Consider the following 17,621-nt stretch of genomic DNA (forward strand, 5'->3'; position numbering starts at 1 on the left):
ATGATTACTCGTCGTCTGATCCTTCGCCGAGGTCGAAGCGGTCATAGATATCATCATCGCTTTCCTCGTCGTCATCGAAGCTGAAGTCGTCGTCTGATTCATCGTCATCGAAGCTGAACTCGTCATCCTTGTCAACGCTGTCGAGTGAATCGCCTTCTTCGCTTTCAAAGCCGAATCCTGCATCAGCCATATCGCTGTCGGAATAGCTTGTGCTGTCGGCAGTATCCTCATCTGCAAAGGAATCTCTTGCAGGTATCGGATCATCGTCGAAGTTCTGCTTGAGGTCGATCTCTTCCTGATTGATATCAAGGACCTTGACATCCAGACAGAGTGACTGGAGCTCCTTGATAAGTACCTTGAACGACTCAGGTATACCAGGAGTAGGAACGTTCTGTCCCTTAACGATAGCCTCATAGGTATTAACTCTTCCTATAGTATCATCAGACTTGACTGTAAGGATCTCCTGAAGAGTATAAGCAGCACCGTAAGCCTCGAGAGCCCAGACTTCCATTTCTCCGAAACGCTGGCCGCCGAACTGAGCTTTACCGCCCAGAGGCTGCTGAGTTACGAGAGCGTAAGGACCTACGGAACGTGCGTGGATCTTATCGTCAACAAGGTGATGGAGCTTGAGGTAGTACATATATCCGACTGTTACGCGGTTATCGAACTTCTCACCTGTACGTCCGTCATAGAGAGTGAACTTACAATCCTCTGTGAATTCGAGTGCATTAGGATTGATTACCTTATCCATAGCATTGAGCTCGAACATATCATCCTTATGCTCCTGAGCGTGTTCATTAGCCATCTTGAAGCATTCACGGATATCGTCCTCGTGAGCGCCGTCGAAAACAGGAGTCATGATATGCCAGCCGAGAGCCTTACAAGCCATACCGAGGTGAACTTCAAGTACCTGTCCGATATTCATTCGTGAAGGAACGCCGAGAGGGTTCAGCACGATATCGAGCGGAGTACCGTCAGGAAGGAACGGCATATCCTCCTCAGGGAGAATACGTGAAACGACACCCTTGTTACCGTGACGGCCGGCCATCTTATCGCCGACTGTTATCTTACGCTTCTGAGCGATATAGCAGATAACGCGCATATTAACGCCTGCTGAAAGCTCATCGCAGTTTTCTCTTGTGAATACCTTGACATCAACGATAACGCCAGCCTCACCGTGAGGTACCTTAAGTGAGTTATCGCGGACTTCTCTTGCCTTTTCACCAAAAATAGCACGGAGGAGTCTTTCCTCTGCGGTAAGCTCTGTTTCGCCCTTAGGTGTGACCTTACCAACGAGGATATCGCCTGATGTAACTTCCGAACCGATGCGGATGATACCGTTCTCATCGAGGTTAGCGAGAGCGTCATCTCCGACGTTCGGGATATCTCTTGTGATCTCTTCAGGTCCGAGCTTTGTATCACGGCACTCGATCTCATACTCTTCGATATGAACAGAGGTGAATACATCCTCGCGGACGAGTCTCTCGTTAAGAAGAACGGCATCCTCGTAGTTGTAACCTTCCCATGTCATGAAGCCGATGAGAGCGTTCTTACCAAGTGATATCTCTCCGTCTGCTGTAGCGGGACCGTCAGCCAGAACCTGGCCCTTCTTGATCTCTTCGCCGACAGTTACGATAGGTCTCTGGTTTACGCAGGTACCCTGGTTGGAGCGCTTGAACTTGATGAGCTCGTATTTGTGTTCGATTCCGTCTGTACCGATAAGGTGGATCTTATCAGCGTCAACGTAAGTAACCTTGCCGTCGCAGTCTGCAACAACGCAAACGCCCGAGTCTACGGCAGCCTTGTATTCCATACCTGTACCAACGAACGGACGCTCTGTCTTAAGGAGCGGAACTGCCTGTCTCTGCATGTTAGAGCCCATGAGAGCACGGTTAGCGTCATCGTTTTCGAGGAACGGGATCATTGAAGTAGCTACTGAAACGACCATCTTAGGCGAAACGTCCATGTAGTCTACTCTTTCTCTTTCACATTCGAGGATCTGATCGCGGAAACGAGCGTTTACACGAGGTCTTGCGAACTTTCCTTCTTCTGTAAGGGGCTCGTTAGCCTGAGCAACAACGAAGTTATCCTCAGTGTCGGCAGTCATGTAAACTACCTCGTTTGTAACAACGCCTGTAGCCTTATCGACCTTGCGGTAAGGAGCCTCTATGAAGCCGTATTCATTGATCCTTGCGAAAGTAGCCAGATAGGAGATAAGTCCGATGTTAGGTCCTTCAGGAGTCTCGATAGGACACATTCTTCCGTAGTGGCTGTAGTGAACGTCACGAACCTCGAATCCGGCACGGTCTCTTGAAAGGCCTCCGGGACCGAGAGCTGAAAGACGTCTCTTATGAGTAAGCTCGGCAAGAGGGTTGTTCTGATCCATGAACTGTGACAGAGGGGATGAACAGAAGAACTCCTTCATAGCCGAAGAAATAGGTCTGATGTTTATAAGTGTCTGAGGAGTGAGTGTATTTACATCCTGAGTCTGGATGTTCATTCTCTCGCGGATACCGCGCTCCATACGTGCATAACCGATACGGAACTGGTTCTGGAGAAGCTCACCGACAGAACGGATACGTCTGTTTCCGAGGTGGTCGATATCATCAACGGTACCAACACCCTCACAGAGGTTGATGAAATAGCTGATAGTAGCGAAGATATCGTCGAGGATGATGTGCTTGGGAACGAGTTCGTCAGCTCTCTTCTTGACATTCTCTTCTATCTCGTCAGCGTCTGCGGAATTTTCGAGTATCTCGCGGAGCACCTTGAAGGAAACCTTCTCGTTGATGCCGTACTTCTCTGCATCGAAGTCAACATAACCGCTGATATCTACCATTCCGTTGCCGATGATCTTAGCGGTCCTCTCGACCATCTTGATGTTGGTCTCGCCGCGCTCGTTGGTAAAATACTCCTTAGCCTCTACCTTTACGAAAGCGTAGTATACACCTGCCTGCTCGATCTCGCAAGCCTTGTCGTAGGTAACAGTCTCGCCTGCCTCAGCCATGATCTCGCCTGTCATAGGATTGATTACAGGCTCTGCAAGGAGGTGTCCCGAAAGACGTGAAGCTATGCCGAGCTTCTTGTTATACTTGTATCTGCCGAAGCGGCAGAGGTCGTATCTCTTTGCATCGAAGAAGAGGTTGTTGAGGTGAGTTACAGCACTTTCTACCGTAGGAGGCTCACCCGGACGAAGCTTCTTGTAAACGTCGATAAGAGCTTCCTCACGGTTCTTTGTCTGATCCTTCTGGAGGATAGTCTGCTTAAGACGCTCATCAGCACCGAACATCTCATAGATCTCGTCATCGGTACCAACGCCGAGTGCTCTGATGAATGTTGTTATCGGTATCTTTCTGTTCTTATCGATACGAACGTAAACAACATCGTTGGAATCCATTTCATACTCCAGCCATGCACCGCGGTTAGGGATAACTGTAGTATTGAAGAGATCCTTACCTGTCTTATCCTTCTCGAAAGCGTAGTAAACGCCCGGTGAACGAACGAGCTGTGATACGATAACACGCTCTGCACCGTTGATAACGAAGGTTCCGCTGTCTGTCATGAGCGGGAAGTCGCCCATGTAGATCTCGCTTTCGCTTACGGCGCCTGTTTCCTTGTTGCAAAGAGTAGCAGTAGCTCTCATTGCTACCTGATACGTAGCACCTCTCGATTTACACTCTGCAAGAGTATACTTCGGGGTATCATCGAAACGGTAGTCCTTGAAATTGAGAACGAGATTGCCGTTGTAGTCAGTGATCGCGGTCATATCGCGGAACACTTCTCTGAGGCCTTCTTCTCTGAACCACTTATACGAGTTTTTCTGTACCTCGATAAGGTTCGGCATTTCAAGCGGTTCGGTAATCTTACCGAAGCTCATTCTGGTATTCTTACCCAGCTGCTTAGGCGTAACTTTCACCATAGGCGAAACCTCCTTAATATTTTACTTATGGGCTTTCACAAGTCTGTCAGCCTGTGAAAACCCACAGGGTTTATAGACGAATAAGTTACAGTACGGAAATTTTTCCGCAAAACTATTGACAAGAGCATACTAAGTATGCTATAATATCTTGCAGAAATATGCTGGTTATCCATACTGATACATTATATTATTATAATACAGAAAAACCGCTGTGTCAAGCGGTTTTTTCAATATTAGTGATTATGTATGTTTTTCACTGCCGCAGCGGAAGTTTTTTGGTTGCAAATGGTAATACTAAAAAACGATGAAAGAAGTACTATAAATGAAACTGCGAAAAATTTTCAACGATACTTTTCAGCTTGCATTAAACTGAATACCATATAAAACAAAGCTCCCGATAAGGGCGGCGCTGATATAGAAGTTTTAAGCCATGGTATTTCTGATGCAAAGTCAGAAGTACTATGGCGTTTCTATTGACAGTGCATAGATGACGTGCTATAATGGTAACTAACATAAATCGTAATTTACTTTTCCAAAACAGAAAGGTCGGATAAATGTGAATATTATTGCTATGACTTGTATGTGCGTAGATGTTTTTGATGATACCGGAGAAATCCGACCCGGTGGTGAAGCATTGAACTTTGCTGCAATTGCATCAAAATACAATCATATTTCAGTTGATCTTCTTGGTGCAATTGGTGACGATGATTATGGTAAGGCAATATTGAGATCTATTGAAAATAAACCTATCAACAAAGAGTTTATCCACATTATTTCAGGCTCTGCTACTGCAAACCATCGGATTTATCTTACTGAGAAAGGTGATAGATATTTCAAAGATGATTCATGGAACGGTGGTATTCATGACACATATCTTCTTAGCGATTCTGACAAGAACAGAATTGCAAGTGCTGATGTTATCTTTATAACCTTTGATTCTCCTAATTTTGATGATGTATTCGAACTTAGAAAGAGTTGTCGTTTTCAGCTTGCCGTTGACTTCAACGTGCTAAGAGATTTTAAGAAAATAGAAACTATTGTACCGTACATTGACTTCTTTTTTATCAGTGGTGAGAAGAGTATTCTTTTACAATTTCAAAAATGGTCTGAACGGTATGACAACATATTTAACATTACACTTGCAGAAAATGGCAGCGTTACTTATTATATGGGAAAAGAATATAGAGTGGATGCTGTGCCTGTCAATAATGTAATTGATACAACTGGGTGCGGTGACAGTTATCATGCTGGCTTTCTTTGTTCATATTTGAGAGATTGTGATATTATAAATGCAATGAATGAAGGTTCAAGAGTCGCTTCTAAAACATTAAGTCATATTGGCGGCTTTTAACGGGTATATGTTAATCTTGCAACATCAAATTATGATTTGTCTTAGCAGTTGTATAAAATACAATGCCCCGAAGCACTTTGAAGTGCTTCGGGGCAAAACTTCTATATGCGTACCCGTCTTAAACAGGAGCCTTTCGCTTGAGCATTATTCTTTTACTGTAATATTATCAATATGTCCAGGGAAGTCCGCTTGCACGGCGCTGGATCGCAGATGCATCCGCACCTGTTATAGCGTTATCGCCGTTAACATCAGCGTAGATCTTTCTGCCGTTAGATATAGGATACTTATCATTGTTAGCAATATAGCGAAGCACTGCATCTGCATCTGCATTGTTAACAACATTGTCTCCGTTAACATCGCCAACATACTTATAGAAGCTTCTGAAGCTGTAATTTGTATAGCCTGAGCCGAAGTTTCCGCCAACATACTTCTGGATAAGGTTAGCATCAACGCTGTTTATATAGCTGTCTCCGTTAACATCAGCAGTATAGATATTGAGCTTATTCTTCTTATAGCTGCTTCCTGAATTTGGATTAGGATTTGCAAGGAATGCAGTAATAGCTACTACATCAGACATATCAACGCTTCCGTTATTATTTGCATCGCCTGCGATCTCTGAACCCTTTTCAAAAACAGTTGTCTGCTTTGTGTAAGTCCAAGGAAGGTCGAGAAGACGGCGCTGGATGAGGTATGCGTCTGTACCTGTGATAGAGTTATCACCGTTAACGTCAGCGTAGATCTTTCTGCTTTCCTTGATAGGATACTTGATCTGGTTTGCTACATAGCGTGTGATAGAAGTAACGTCTGACATATCAACTGTGCCGTCGCCGTTAACATCGCCTACACTTCTGTAGAATGTTCTGAAGTTGTAATTTGTATAGCCTGAACCAAAGTTTCCGCCAACGTACTTCTGAACGAGCTTCTCATCTATTTCGTTAACAGCGCCGTCGCCGTTAACATCAGCAGTATAGATGTTTATCTGACCTGCAACAGATGGGTTGATTCTGAACTGTCTGATAGTTACTACGTCAGACATGTCTACAGAGCCGTCCTGATTTGCATCACCTGCAATACTTGAACCCTGTACAAACTTGAAAGCGCTTGCTGACATTGTGTTCATGAGCATTGGAACAGCGCAAAGTGCAGCTGCTGAGATAGTTGTTGCAATTTTTGTAAAATTCTTCTTCATTGTAATTTCAATCCTTTGCTGAATTTGATTAGTAGATCTGATTATTATAACGTTATTAAAAAAATTGGCGCCAGCAGGAATAATTATAACACAAAACGGGGAGCAAATTTGCAAATGTTGCACGCGGTTAACGTGTATCATGCATAAAAGATCTGCTCCCCATTTTGTTCAATTTGTCTGATTTTACAATTAATTAGCTATTTTTAAAGTTCAAATCAGGTGCAAGCCGCTTAAATTATCAGATGCCCTTGAACTTGATAGCCTTGTATTTCTTCACCTTTTCAGCTACTGTAGCACGTTTTTCGGGATCCATGAAGAAACCGCCCTGTGTATCTGCTATCTCGTCGCAGTGAACTCCGCGTCCCTCTTCCGAGGTACGGTCTCTTTCGAGTCCGTTTGCAGCGATAACGAACTTCCACTTTCCGTCATCTGTCTTTACAAGGTCTCCGCCTGCGCCGCATACTGCGCACTCGATAGGATACTGTAAGCCTCTCCACTGTGGTTCACCGAGACAGAGACAGTTGCTGTGGCAGTTAGGACACCAGCCTGCATCGGGTTCGCCGAGCCACTTTCTCTCGCTTGCGGGAGTGTTAAGCGACTTCATGATGTTTTCGCCTATCTCACGGGCACGGGCAAGCTTTTCCTCGTGCAGGAGCACCTGTGCAGGTGCAGGAACCATTGTTGCCATGTACATATCTATTATCTTGAAGCTGTTGGAGAATGTTGAAGCCTGCATACATTCAAGAGCCATTGACTGCCATGAACGTGTAGAACCGCCTACAGCGATAAGAGCGCCTATACGGTCACGGGGAGTTATAGCGCCTATCTTGGTAAGGAACGCAGTCTCGTAGGCGAGGTTGCGGTGCATGAACTTAAGGAAGAGTGAAGAAGGCATAAGCGCATATGTAGGTGCAGAAAAAATAACTGCGTCCTGTTCAAGAAGAACTTCCATTATCTTATGCTTGTCATCCTTGTCTGCAAGAGCGCAGCCTGTGTTCTTTCCCATTGACATTCCCATTGTACATGAAGTACATCCAGAACAGTCGAGAAGCTCGTAATCCTTAAGGTTTATCATTGTTACTTCTGCACCCTGCTCCTGACAGACAAGAAGGGCTTCCTTAAGCAGTATCTCACAGTTGCTGTCTTTTCTTCCGGCTGTAACGCCCATTACTTTAAATCCCATATTTTACTCCTTTTCCGATGCTTTTCCGCATCTGCATGGTTTATATTACAATTATACAGCATATCCCCTATAAACACAAGATAATAATTGCTGTAAATTATACAAAATCAAGCAAAAGCAAACACCGTCTGTTAGTAATACCTACATAGTTAGCTTATACGTACTTATCTGGGAAATCCATTTTGAAAATGGTTCTCCCGAACTGTTTCAGAGCCTTTACTTTAAATTTTCAGCCTTACAGGGTACGCATGTAAAGCTGACGGTTTAGTGATACATTGGTTAAGTACCCTGTAAGACTGAAAATTTGGGGCAAAAAGTCTTTGGAAAGGGGTTCGGGGAAAACCTTTCCTCAGAAAGGTTTTCCCCGATAAAGACGTATTAACTTGCTGTATGAGCATCACTCTCAGGCAGTGTATTTTACTCGACTATGATATAATTCACGCTGTTGTTATCGAGGACAGTCTTAAGTGCCTCCATAGCGTTCTGAGTTGCATCATCGTCGGTTATACGGATTATAGCGTCCTCACCTGCGGACTTTGCAGCCGAAACTACATCGTCAGCAGACACCTCTTCGCCGTTATACATGATAGTACCGCCCGATACCTTGACTTCAACATACTCTATTGCAGGAGCTTCGGTAACTTCCTCGGTTTCAGGCTCAGTTGCCGCCTCTGTCTCCGCTTCCTTGTCGTTGATATCCTGAGTTGCCGAAACACTGCTCTCGCTGTTTCCCGATACCTTTCCTGTACCAAGTCCGAAATCGGGACCGAGTCCGAGATATCCAAGCAGACGCAGAAGTGCGAGAATAAGTCCGATTATAAGCGCACCTATACCTGCTTTAACTCCTCCCCTGCGCTTCTTTCCGCCGTTTTCAGCAGCCTGATTTTCTGTTTTTGCCGTTTTCTTTGGCATACAGTTCACCCTTTCATCTGTTTGTATTTATATAAGTGCAGTAGAAATGGCGGTATTCTACACCGACCTCATCTATCGCATCTCTTACCATTTTAACGTCCCTGTACAGCGCTCTTTCGCCGTCATAGACCAGCGCACAGAGTATCACGTCATCTTCGGACATGTCCGCCGCTTCAAGGAAATCCATTATGCACTCCGCTACCTTGTCCTTTGATATGAGCAGAGTCTTGCCTATCTCGCTTTCATCATCATAGACGAAAAGCTTTCCAACCGAATCGTATTTCAGGTTCAGCATCACAGGAAGTCCCTCGGTATAGCGGTCAAGGGCACGTTGATTTACTGCGGCGTCGGTATCGAGGTTATCAAGCTTGTCCTGAAGGAAGTTCACTTCCTCCTCGTACTCCGAACTCATTTCGTCCTTGTCCATTTCAAGCAGCTCGTAGTCCTCCACAAGCTGACTGTACTTCTGCTGTACCTCGCTGACCTTAGCCTCCGCTTCATTCTGCACGGCTTCGGTCTCGTCCTTCATGTTCATCATAACCCAGAACAGCATGATAAGTATGACGTCCAGCAGAGCGGTAAGCTCTATGATAATACCCTTGCCTTTCATGGAGCGCTCACCTTGTCCTTACGGCGTTCACGCTGTCTTTCAAGGTAAAGAGAGACACTTTTCTCGTTGTATTCGATACGTGGGGAAATAATACCGTCCAGAAGCTTGAAAATGATAGCAAAAACTATTCCCCAGAATGTAGAAGTGAGCGCACCGTAGAAATTGCCTGTAACGTCATGCATGTCCGTTACCAGTGATAGCAGTGAAACCACTGTGCCAAGTATTCCGAGAAGGGGAAAAATACCCGTCATGTTCACGAAAAGAGAATAAAGCTTGCCCATATGATTTCGCATGGTAAGAACGTCATTCTCACGAAGCTCGGCAATCTCGTCGGCTGCTTCGTACTGCGAAAGCTCGTCATCGGGCACATAGACCGTCAGGTGGAGTTTCTTATGGAGCTTTTCCGACGATCTTCGGACTGCATAGTAAATAAAAGCCGTAAAAACGGCTGCAAGGAATATGATACAGTCATATCCCCAGAAGTTCATAAAAATAACAGAGATCAGATCTTTCATCATCGCACCTCCCGTATTCAACTATAACACATTTTACAATGAAATGCAAGGGGAAATGACGGTAAATGAAAAAAATCGGGAGAAGGTCCGCAGAAACCCGCCTGAACATACAAAAAGACCGCACCCGAAGGTACGGTCTTAATAATCGTCTGAGCAAAAATTTAATTATTCGTTGATCTTTGTAACAACGCCTGAACCAACTGTTCTACCACCCTCACGGATAGCGAAACGGAGTCCTTCTTCGATAGCGATAGGAGTGATGAGCTCAACATCCATAGCTACGTTATCACCAGGCATGCACATTTCCTTGTCTGCAGGAAGTGTTACAACGCCGGTAACGTCTGTTGTTCTGAAGTAGAACTGAGGTCTGTAGTTATTGAAGAAAGGAGTATGACGTCCGCCCTCTTCCTTCTTAAGAACGTAAACCTGACCAGAGAACTTTGTGTGTGGGTGGATTGAACCTGGCTTACAGAGAACCTGTCCACGCTCAACCTGGTCTCTTGTGATACCACGGAGAAGAGCACCTACGTTATCACCAGCCTCACAGAAGTCAAGAGTCTTTCTGAACATTTCAAGACCTGTAACAACTGTGTTGAGCTTCTCGTCAGAAAGACCAACGATCTCAACAGGCTCGTTAACGTTGAGCTTTCCACGCTCTACTCTACCTGTAACAACAGTACCACGACCAGAGATAGTCATTGTATCCTCGATAGGCATAAGGAATGGCTTAGCATCGTCTCTCTCAGGGCTTGGGATGTACTCATCAACAGCATCCATGAGGTCAAGGATTGGCTTGTAAGCAGGATCGCTGAGATCATCTGGAGCGTTAAGAGCAGCAAGTGCAGAACCCTTGATGATAGGTGTTTCATCGCCAGGGAAGTCATAGCTTGAGAGAAGGTCACGGATGTCCATCTCAACGAGCTCGAGGAGCTCTTCGTCGTCAACCTGATCAGCCTTGTTCATGAATACAACGATTGCAGGAACGCCAACCTGACGAGCGAGAAGGATGTGCTCTCTTGTCTGAGCCATAGGACCATCAGAAGCAGCAACAACGAGGATAGCACCATCCATCTGAGCAGCACCTGTGATCATGTTCTTAACATAGTCAGCGTGACCAGGACAGTCAACGTGTGCATAGTGACGCTTATCTGTCTCATACTCAACGTGAGCAGTATTGATTGTGATACCACGCTCTCTCTCCTCAGGAGCCTTATCGATCATATCATAAGCCTCATACTGAGCCTGACCCTTCATAGCGAGAGTCTTTGTGATAGCAGCAGTAAGAGTTGTCTTACCGTGGTCAACGTGGCCGATTGTACCGATGTTAACATGGGGTTTAGTTCTTTCAAATTTAGCCTTAGCCATTGGAAAATTCCTCCTTAAATAAGAATTCAGTAAAATCTGTATATATATTATACCAGATTATTTTGGTAAATTCAAGTGTTTCGTAGAAAAAACTTCTCCGAAGCACATGATTCTGATAATTATCGCCGTTTTCAGGCGGAGTTTCTGTTAATTTTGCAGAAATGATCAGTTCTTAGCTCTGTTAGCCATGATCTTTTCAGCGATGCTCTTCGGAACTTCCTCATAGCTGTGAGGCTCCATTGTATACTGACCACGGCCCTGTGTGTTGGAACGGAGGTCTGAAGTATAGCCGAACATTTCTGAAAGCGGAACGAGAGCGTCGACCTGGATAGAACCTGATCTTGCTTCCTGGCCCTGGATCTGACCACGGCGTGAGCTGAGGTCACCGATAACGGTACCGAGGTAATCATCAGGAACGATAACAGCAACCTTCATAACAGGCTCCATGAGAACTGCGTTAGCCTGCTTGAGGGCTTCCTTGAACGCAATAGAACCTGCGATCTTGAATGCCATTTCTGAAGAGTCAACTTCGTGGTATGATCCATCATAGAGCTCAACCTTAACGTCAACAACCTCGTAACCTGCGAGGATACCTGACTTCATAGCGCCCTGGATACCTGCGTCAACAGCAGGGATATACTCCTTCGGGATAGAACCGCCGACAACAGCGTTCTTGAACTCGTAACCCTTACCTGACTCGTTAGGCTCAACACGGATCTTAACGTGACCGTACTGACCTGAACCACCTGACTGCTTCTTATACTTGTAATCGATATCTGCTTTGCCCTTGATAGTTTCCTTGTAAGCAACCTGTGGAGCACCAACGTTAGCCTCTACCTTGAACTCACGGAGGAGACGGTCAACGATGATATCGAGGTGAAGCTCACCCATACCGGCGATGATAGTCTGACCTGTTTCCTCGTCTGTCCATGTCTTGAAAGTAGGATCCTCTTCAGCAAGCTTTGCGAGAGCGATACCCATCTTTTCCTGACCGGCCTTAGTCTTAGGCTCGATAGCGAGCTGGATAACAGGCTCCGGGAATTCCATGGATTCGAGGATGATAGGATGCTTTTCATCACAGAGTGTATCACCTGTGGTTGTATTCTTAAGACCAACTGCAGCAGCGATATCGCCTGAGTAAACAGTTGTAAGGTCTTTTCTGTGGTTAGCGTGCATCTGAACGATACGGCCGAATCTTTCCTTAGTGTCCTTAGTAGCGTTGAGGACTGTGTCGCCCTGGTTTACAACGCCTGAGTAAACACGGAAGAATGCGAGCTTACCAACGAAAGGATCAGTAGCGATCTTGAATGCGAGAGCTGAGAATGGCTCGTCATCTGAAGAAGGTCTTTCCTCTTCTGCGTCTGTATCGGGATTTACGCCCTTGATAGCGGGAACATCGAGTGGAGAAGGCATATAGTCGATGATAGCATCGAGAAGCTTCTGAACGCCCTTGTTCTTGTATGAAGTACCGCATGTTACAGGTACCATTTCGTTAGCTATAGTAGACTTTCTGATGCATGTCTTGATCTCTTCCTGAGTAAGCTCTTCGCCGTCGAGGTACTTCATCATGAGTTCCTCATCCTGCTCTGCAACGTGCTCTACCATATCATCGTGGTACTTCTGAGCGAGTTCCTTCATATCATCGGGGATATCCTCGACCTTGATATCTGTACCGATATCGTTTGTATAGATGTAAGCCTTCATCTCAACGAGGTCAATGATTCCCTTGAACTCGTCCTCAGCACCGATAGGAAGCTGGATCGGAACGGCATTACACTTAAGTCTGTCCTTCATCATGTCAACAACATGATAGAAGTCGGCACCCATAATATCCATCTTATTTACATAAGCCATACGTGGTACCTTATAGTTATCAGCCTGACGCCAAACTGTCTCAGACTGTGGCTCAACGCCGCCCTTAGCACAGAGAACTGTTACAGAGCCGTCGAGTACACGGAGTGAACGCTCAACTTCAACAGTAAAGTCAACGTGGCCCGGGGTGTCGATGATGTTAAGTCTGTGGCCTGCCCAGTAGCAAGTTGTAGCAGCAGAAGTGATTGTGATACCTCTCTCCTGCTCCTGCTCCATCCAGTCCATAGTAGCGGAACCTTCGTGTGTTTCACCGATCTTGTGGTTTACACCTGTATAGAAAAGGATACGCTCTGTGGTAGTGGTCTTACCTGCGTCGATATGGGCCATGATGCCGATATTTCTGGTATTTTCAAGTGAACAATCTCTTGCCATAATATCCTCCTTAGAGCATTACCAACGATAGTGAGCAAAGGCCTTGTTAGCCTCAGCCATCTTGTGAGTATCGTCACGCTTCTTGCAAGCACCGCCTGTGCCGTTGAGAGCGTCGAGGATCTCACCTGCGAGTCTTTCCTTCATTGTCTTTTCGTTTCTCTCTCTGGAATACTTTGTGATCCAGCGGAGACCGAGTGTCTGACGTCTTTCAGGTCTTACCTCCATAGGAACCTGGTAAGTAGCACCGCCGAGACGGCGAGCCTTTACCTCGAGCTCAGGCATGATGTTTTCCATAGCCTGCTCGAAAACCTCAAGAGCGTCCTTGCCTGTTTTTTCAGCAACGATGTCGAATGCACCGTAAACGATTTTCTGCGCAACACCCTTCTTACCGTCTAACATGATATTGTTTATCAGACGTGTAACGAGCTTTGAATTGTATACAGGATCCTGTAATACGTCACGCTTTGCGATATTACCTCTTCTTGGCATTTTCGCTTCCCTCCTTCATATAGATTCATGAATTCATAGGTACTCGTACTTGACCGATTACTGTCGTTTGACCGACAATGCTTCACCGGTCAGTGCGTCAGGGCCAATGCAGAGGATCATATCATCTATATATAATCTCCGCATCATCCTGCGGTAGTAGATAGCCTATATTAATGTATACGGCGATGATTTATACAGCATGCCGCAAGCTGTATACAGAGAACTTATTACTTCTGCTTCGGCTTCTTTGCACCGTACTTGGAACGAGCCTGATTACGGTTTGCAACACCCTGAGCATCGAGAGCGCCTCTGATGATGTGGTAACGCACACCAGGGAGATCCTTAACACGTCCGCCTCTGATGAGAACGACGCTGTGCTCCTGAAGGTTGTGGCCGATACCCGGAATGTAAGAAGTTACCTCGTAGCCGTTTGTAAGCTTAACTCTGGCGATCTTTCTCATAGCTGAGTTAGGCTTCTTAGGTGTAGCTGTTCTTACAGCTGTGCAAACGCCTCTCTTCTGAGGTGAGCTCTGGTTGATCTGAGCCTTCTTCTTAGCGTTGTAGCCCTTCTGGAGTGCAGGAGCTGTAGACTTTGTCTCGAGGTCCTTTCTTCCCTTACGAACTAACTGGTTAAATGTAGGCACAATCTTCCTCCTTTTTCTTAAGATATAGTATGCCCATAAGCAGCATACCTAAATATTATATCCTAAAAAAGCCATATTGTCAAGAGATAATCATGAAAAACAGGGATTTTTTCCATTTTCGGAGATTTCACCATTACAGACTTCATTAATCCTTAATGTATTGGCTATTTTTCGTGTTTTCCGCATCTCATACGAATCAAGACTGCAACATTGCCGGCTTTATAAGAAAAGACAATGTTGCAATGTTCCCCTTTCAGTTTTCAGAAAGCAGTTATCAGAACTCAGCGATCAGAAAGCAGAAAGCTGAGAGCGGCGTTCCCTACAAGGTATCAGGGTTGTGGGCGATTGTACGTGTAAGAGACAGGCGCACGGAATGCGCCCCTACACATAGTTTCCAAATCTCATCCAAATCAAGGTTGCAACAATGCCGGCTTTATAAGAAAAGACAATGTTGCAATGTTCCCCTTTCAGTTTTCAGAAAGCAGTTATCAGAACTCAGCGATCAGAAAGCAGAAAGCTGAGAGCGGCGTTCCCTACAAGGTATCAGGGTTGTGGGCGATTGTACGTGTAAGAGACGGGCGCACGGAATGCGCCCCTACACATAATTTCCAAATCTCATCCGAATCAAGGTTGCAACAATGTCTGTTCTTATAAAGCTGGCAATGTTGCAAGGTTCCCTGATAAAAATACGGGGAAACCCCTGAAAGGTCTCCCCGCAAAGCACGTATTAACTTAAATGCTGTCGTTACCTGTTAATGTAATCCTCCATCGGACCGCTTCCGCCCGTTGACAGGAACGAATAGTACGAAAGTATCATGGTCGCATCGGTGGCGTTTATCTGACCGTTTCTGTCGATATCTCCCGCAAGCATCTGTTTCTCGCTGAACATGCCCTTTTCACCTGTTGAAAGGCGTGCATACTCGGAAAGTGCCGCTGTTGCATCCGATGCATTTACGGTTCCGTCGAGGTTGATATCGCCGAGCATATAATCCGTAACAGTACCCGAATTCGGTATATTCAGGGTTATGCTGCGCTGTTCAACGTTCCACTTGTTGTCGCGGAATCCCATGTTGATGACTACCTTGCCGCTCTTAAGGAGAGTTACAACACCGTCATTTGTTACGCTTGCGATGCTCATATCACTCGGATAAGCGTAGAACATCTTCATATCGCTGTCGGTGGTATAGTTTATCTTGAACGTATTGCCAACCTTAAGAAGATCTGCGGAAGGCTGCTGGATATCGATGACAACTTCCTTTACGGGAGCAGTTGTTGTAACAGGCGGTGCTGTTGTGGTGGTCACGGGAGTTGTTGTAGTAGTTGTTGTTACAGTTGTTGTTGTAACCGTAGTTGTGGTCGTTGTAGCAACTGCCGTTACCTTGACATAAACGTTTACTACCTTATCGGTGTTTCTGAAATCGATGCTCTTGCTTCCTTCTAACTCATAGCCCTTGGCAAGCTCGCTTATCCTGAGTATTGCCGCACTGCTTGTATGCTCGAACTCATATCCCTCTTTGTAAATCGCAGTCAGCATGGTCTGCTGTCCCGACTGTCCGCTCGGAGTGATATAGAAGAGACCTCTTACGTCGATAGGTTCTCTTGTGTCCTTGTTCAGGAAGTAGATGTAGGTTATATTATCGGGTATCGGCTCGGTTGCAGGGGGTGTAGTGACTACGGGCACCTTTACCGTAACATCGAATGATACAGTCTTTTCTGCAACGACTCCGTCTCTTTCAAAGCGCTTTGTAACACGTATCGGATAGATTCCGGGGATGCTGTTGTTGTATGAGGATGCATCTATATCATAGTCCAGAACGCTCTTCTCGCCCGAATCGATATACTGAGTATTGCCGTAGCGATCGTGGAATGTTACCTTGTCCATAACGGTCGCATCACTGAGGTCAAGAGGCTCGCCAACTTCATAGTACTTCTTTGAAGGCTCGGATACGATACGGAAATCCAGCTCAGCAGTCGGAGTTACCGTCGTTGTTACTACTGTGGTAACAGGCGGTTCTGTTGTGGTAACGGGAGAGATAACGTCTACCCAGAAATGTGTGCTTGCGTATACCCACTCACCTGTAGCGTTGTTGAAGGTCTGATATGTAACGGATATCTGCTTCATGCCGGGAGTACTGCTGTCCAGCTCGGAAACGATATATCTGTCACTGTGGTCCGATACACGGTCTTTTGAGTAGACCTTCTGCTCATTTCCTGCGGTATTGTGCCATACATCCATGGTGAGTCCCGCTGTGTCGAGCTTCTCACCTATGCCGTAATTGACCTTTGAAGGCATATCCGCAACTTCTACCTTTGCCTGGAAACGAAGTGCATTTATGTCCGTAGTAGTCACAGGGGGCTCGGTCACTTCAACGGTAGTTGTCACAGGAACAGTTGTTGTAGGTGCCGCTGTTGTGGTAGTCGGCTTAGCCGTAGTAGTGGTAGGCTTTGCTGTAGTCGTTGTAGGCTTTGCTGTTGTTGTGGTAGGTTTTGCTGTTGTTGTAGTAGGTTTTGCTGTAGTCGTAGTTGTAGGTCTTGCTGTCGTAGTCGTTGTTACAGGCGGTGCTGTAGGAGTAGGTGTTGGCGTCGGGTTTGAAGGCGCTCCGCTTGAAGAGTAATTCAGACCGATTCTGTATGCCTTTCTGGCAGCTGATGAGCCCTCAGGTGTATAGATCATCGCATTGTTTACAGTATCACCTACACCTACTATTTCAGTATTCATTCCTTCTATTACAATTGATTGTAATCCTGAATCCTGAAAAGCATGATTACCGATGAACTCCACATTCGGAGGAACGGTGATCGTTGTAAGTGATGAGCAGCCTTTGAAAGCATAAGCTGCTATCGCTGTTAAACCTGCGGGAATATTAATGCTTGAGAGATTAGAACAATCAGCAAAAGCACATCTTGAGATCAGAGTTACACTTTCATCAAGCACAACATTCCTGATCTCGGAAGCATGTTCATGCCACGGTACATACTCAACGATCTGCCATGTTGCCATATCTCCCGAACCCGAGATAGTCAGTGTACCGCCGCTGAGATTCCATGTAAGGTTATCTCCGCACTGTCCCGAAGTTGCAGCATTGAGGCTTTCCACAGCAGAATAGTCAAAGGTGACATCTGCGGCTGTTACGGGGACATACGAGGCGGATGTAACGCACATAAGTCCCGCAAGTGCGATACTCAGTAATTTTTTCATA

12 protein-coding genes are annotated in these 17,621 nt (G+C 45.8%); 1 reads left to right on the forward strand and 11 read right to left on the reverse strand.

The genetic code is table 11. The annotated features are described in order from the left end of the window. Positions 1-4: 4 nt before the first annotated feature. Positions 5-3,919 (reverse strand): DNA-directed RNA polymerase subunit beta, encoded by a 3,915-nt coding sequence (rpoB, locus tag BT127_RS05555; protein ID WP_075424033.1) that lies wholly within the window; start codon positions 3,917-3,919, stop codon positions 5-7. A 556-nt stretch (positions 3,920-4,475) separates the two neighbouring features. On the opposite strand from rpoB, the gene BT127_RS05560 reads away from it, so the two are divergent. Then, positions 4,476-5,270: a PfkB family carbohydrate kinase gene (locus tag BT127_RS05560; RefSeq protein ID WP_318257164.1), complete on the forward strand. Its 795-nt coding sequence runs from the start codon at positions 4,476-4,478 to the stop codon at positions 5,268-5,270. A gap of 166 nt (positions 5,271-5,436) precedes the next feature. Here BT127_RS05560 and BT127_RS05565 read toward each other — a convergent pair whose 3' ends face one another. The 10 genes from BT127_RS05565 to BT127_RS05610 form a co-directional block, all read right to left on the reverse strand. Then, a complete protein-coding gene (locus BT127_RS05565; RefSeq protein ID WP_075424034.1) occupies positions 5,437-6,459 on the reverse strand; it encodes a dockerin type I repeat-containing protein in 1,023 nt (340 codons plus the stop codon). 238 nt (positions 6,460-6,697) lie between these two features. Then, positions 6,698-7,642, reverse strand: coding sequence for a flavodoxin family protein (locus BT127_RS05570; RefSeq protein WP_075424035.1), 945 nt, complete (start codon positions 7,640-7,642; stop codon positions 6,698-6,700). Positions 7,643-8,059: 417 nt separating this feature from the next. Next, positions 8,060-8,554: a hypothetical protein gene (locus BT127_RS05575; RefSeq protein WP_075424036.1), complete on the reverse strand. Its 495-nt coding sequence runs from the start codon at positions 8,552-8,554 to the stop codon at positions 8,060-8,062. Positions 8,555-8,567: 13 nt separating this feature from the next. Further along, on the reverse strand, positions 8,568-9,164 hold the full coding sequence (locus tag BT127_RS05580; protein WP_075424037.1) for a hypothetical protein: 597 nt from the start codon (positions 9,162-9,164) through the stop codon (positions 8,568-8,570). After that, positions 9,161-9,679 carry a MotA/TolQ/ExbB proton channel family protein gene (locus tag BT127_RS05585; protein ID WP_075424038.1) on the reverse strand — a complete coding sequence of 173 codons (519 nt, stop codon included), beginning with the start codon at positions 9,677-9,679 and terminating at the stop codon, positions 9,161-9,163. Before BT127_RS05585 ends, BT127_RS05580 begins: the two co-directional genes overlap by 4 nt. Positions 9,680-9,844: 165 nt before the next feature. After that, positions 9,845-11,044 (reverse strand): elongation factor Tu, encoded by a 1,200-nt coding sequence (gene tuf, locus BT127_RS05590; protein WP_075424039.1) that lies wholly within the window; start codon positions 11,042-11,044, stop codon positions 9,845-9,847. Between the two features lie 165 nt (positions 11,045-11,209). Continuing rightward, positions 11,210-13,288: an elongation factor G gene (gene fusA, locus BT127_RS05595; RefSeq protein WP_075424040.1), complete on the reverse strand. Its 2,079-nt coding sequence runs from the start codon at positions 13,286-13,288 to the stop codon at positions 11,210-11,212. 18 nt (positions 13,289-13,306) lie between these two features. Continuing rightward, positions 13,307-13,777, reverse strand: coding sequence for a 30S ribosomal protein S7 (gene rpsG, locus BT127_RS05600; protein WP_031559491.1), 471 nt, complete (start codon positions 13,775-13,777; stop codon positions 13,307-13,309). 227 nt (positions 13,778-14,004) lie between these two features. Beyond that, entirely contained in the window at positions 14,005-14,421 is a 417-nt protein-coding gene (gene rpsL / locus BT127_RS05605; protein WP_075424041.1) for a 30S ribosomal protein S12, read from the reverse strand. A 745-nt stretch (positions 14,422-15,166) separates the two neighbouring features. Continuing rightward, positions 15,167-17,620, reverse strand: a complete 2,454-nt coding sequence (locus tag BT127_RS05610; protein WP_075424042.1) for a leucine-rich repeat protein — start codon at positions 17,618-17,620, stop codon at positions 15,167-15,169. Position 17,621: the final 1 nt, after the last annotated feature.

It is taken from the genome of Ruminococcus sp. XPD3002 (assembly GCA_900119535.1).
GTDB classification, from domain to species: Bacteria; Bacillota; Clostridia; order Oscillospirales; family Ruminococcaceae; genus Ruminococcus; species Ruminococcus flavefaciens_H.

Coding starts and splice junctions, on each gene's coding strand:
- rpoB (WP_075424033.1), bottom strand. CDS start 3,919: ATGGTGAAAGTTACGCCTAAGCAGCTGGGTAAGAATACCAGAATGAGC.
- BT127_RS05565 (WP_075424034.1), bottom strand. CDS start 6,459: ATGAAGAAGAATTTTACAAAAATTGCAACAACTATCTCAGCAGCTGCA.
- BT127_RS05570 (WP_075424035.1), bottom strand. CDS start 7,642: ATGGGATTTAAAGTAATGGGCGTTACAGCCGGAAGAAAAGACAGCAAC.
- BT127_RS05575 (WP_075424036.1), bottom strand. CDS start 8,554: ATGCCAAAGAAAACGGCAAAAACAGAAAATCAGGCTGCTGAAAACGGC.
- BT127_RS05580 (WP_075424037.1), bottom strand. CDS start 9,164: ATGAAAGGCAAGGGTATTATCATAGAGCTTACCGCTCTGCTGGACGTC.
- BT127_RS05585 (WP_075424038.1), bottom strand. CDS start 9,679: ATGAAAGATCTGATCTCTGTTATTTTTATGAACTTCTGGGGATATGAC.
- tuf (WP_075424039.1), bottom strand. CDS start 11,044: ATGGCTAAGGCTAAATTTGAAAGAACTAAACCCCATGTTAACATCGGT.
- fusA (WP_075424040.1), bottom strand. CDS start 13,288: ATGGCAAGAGATTGTTCACTTGAAAATACCAGAAATATCGGCATCATG.
- rpsG (WP_031559491.1), bottom strand. CDS start 13,777: ATGCCAAGAAGAGGTAATATCGCAAAGCGTGACGTATTACAGGATCCT.
- BT127_RS05610 (WP_075424042.1), bottom strand. CDS start 17,620: ATGAAAAAATTACTGAGTATCGCACTTGCGGGACTTATGTGCGTTACA.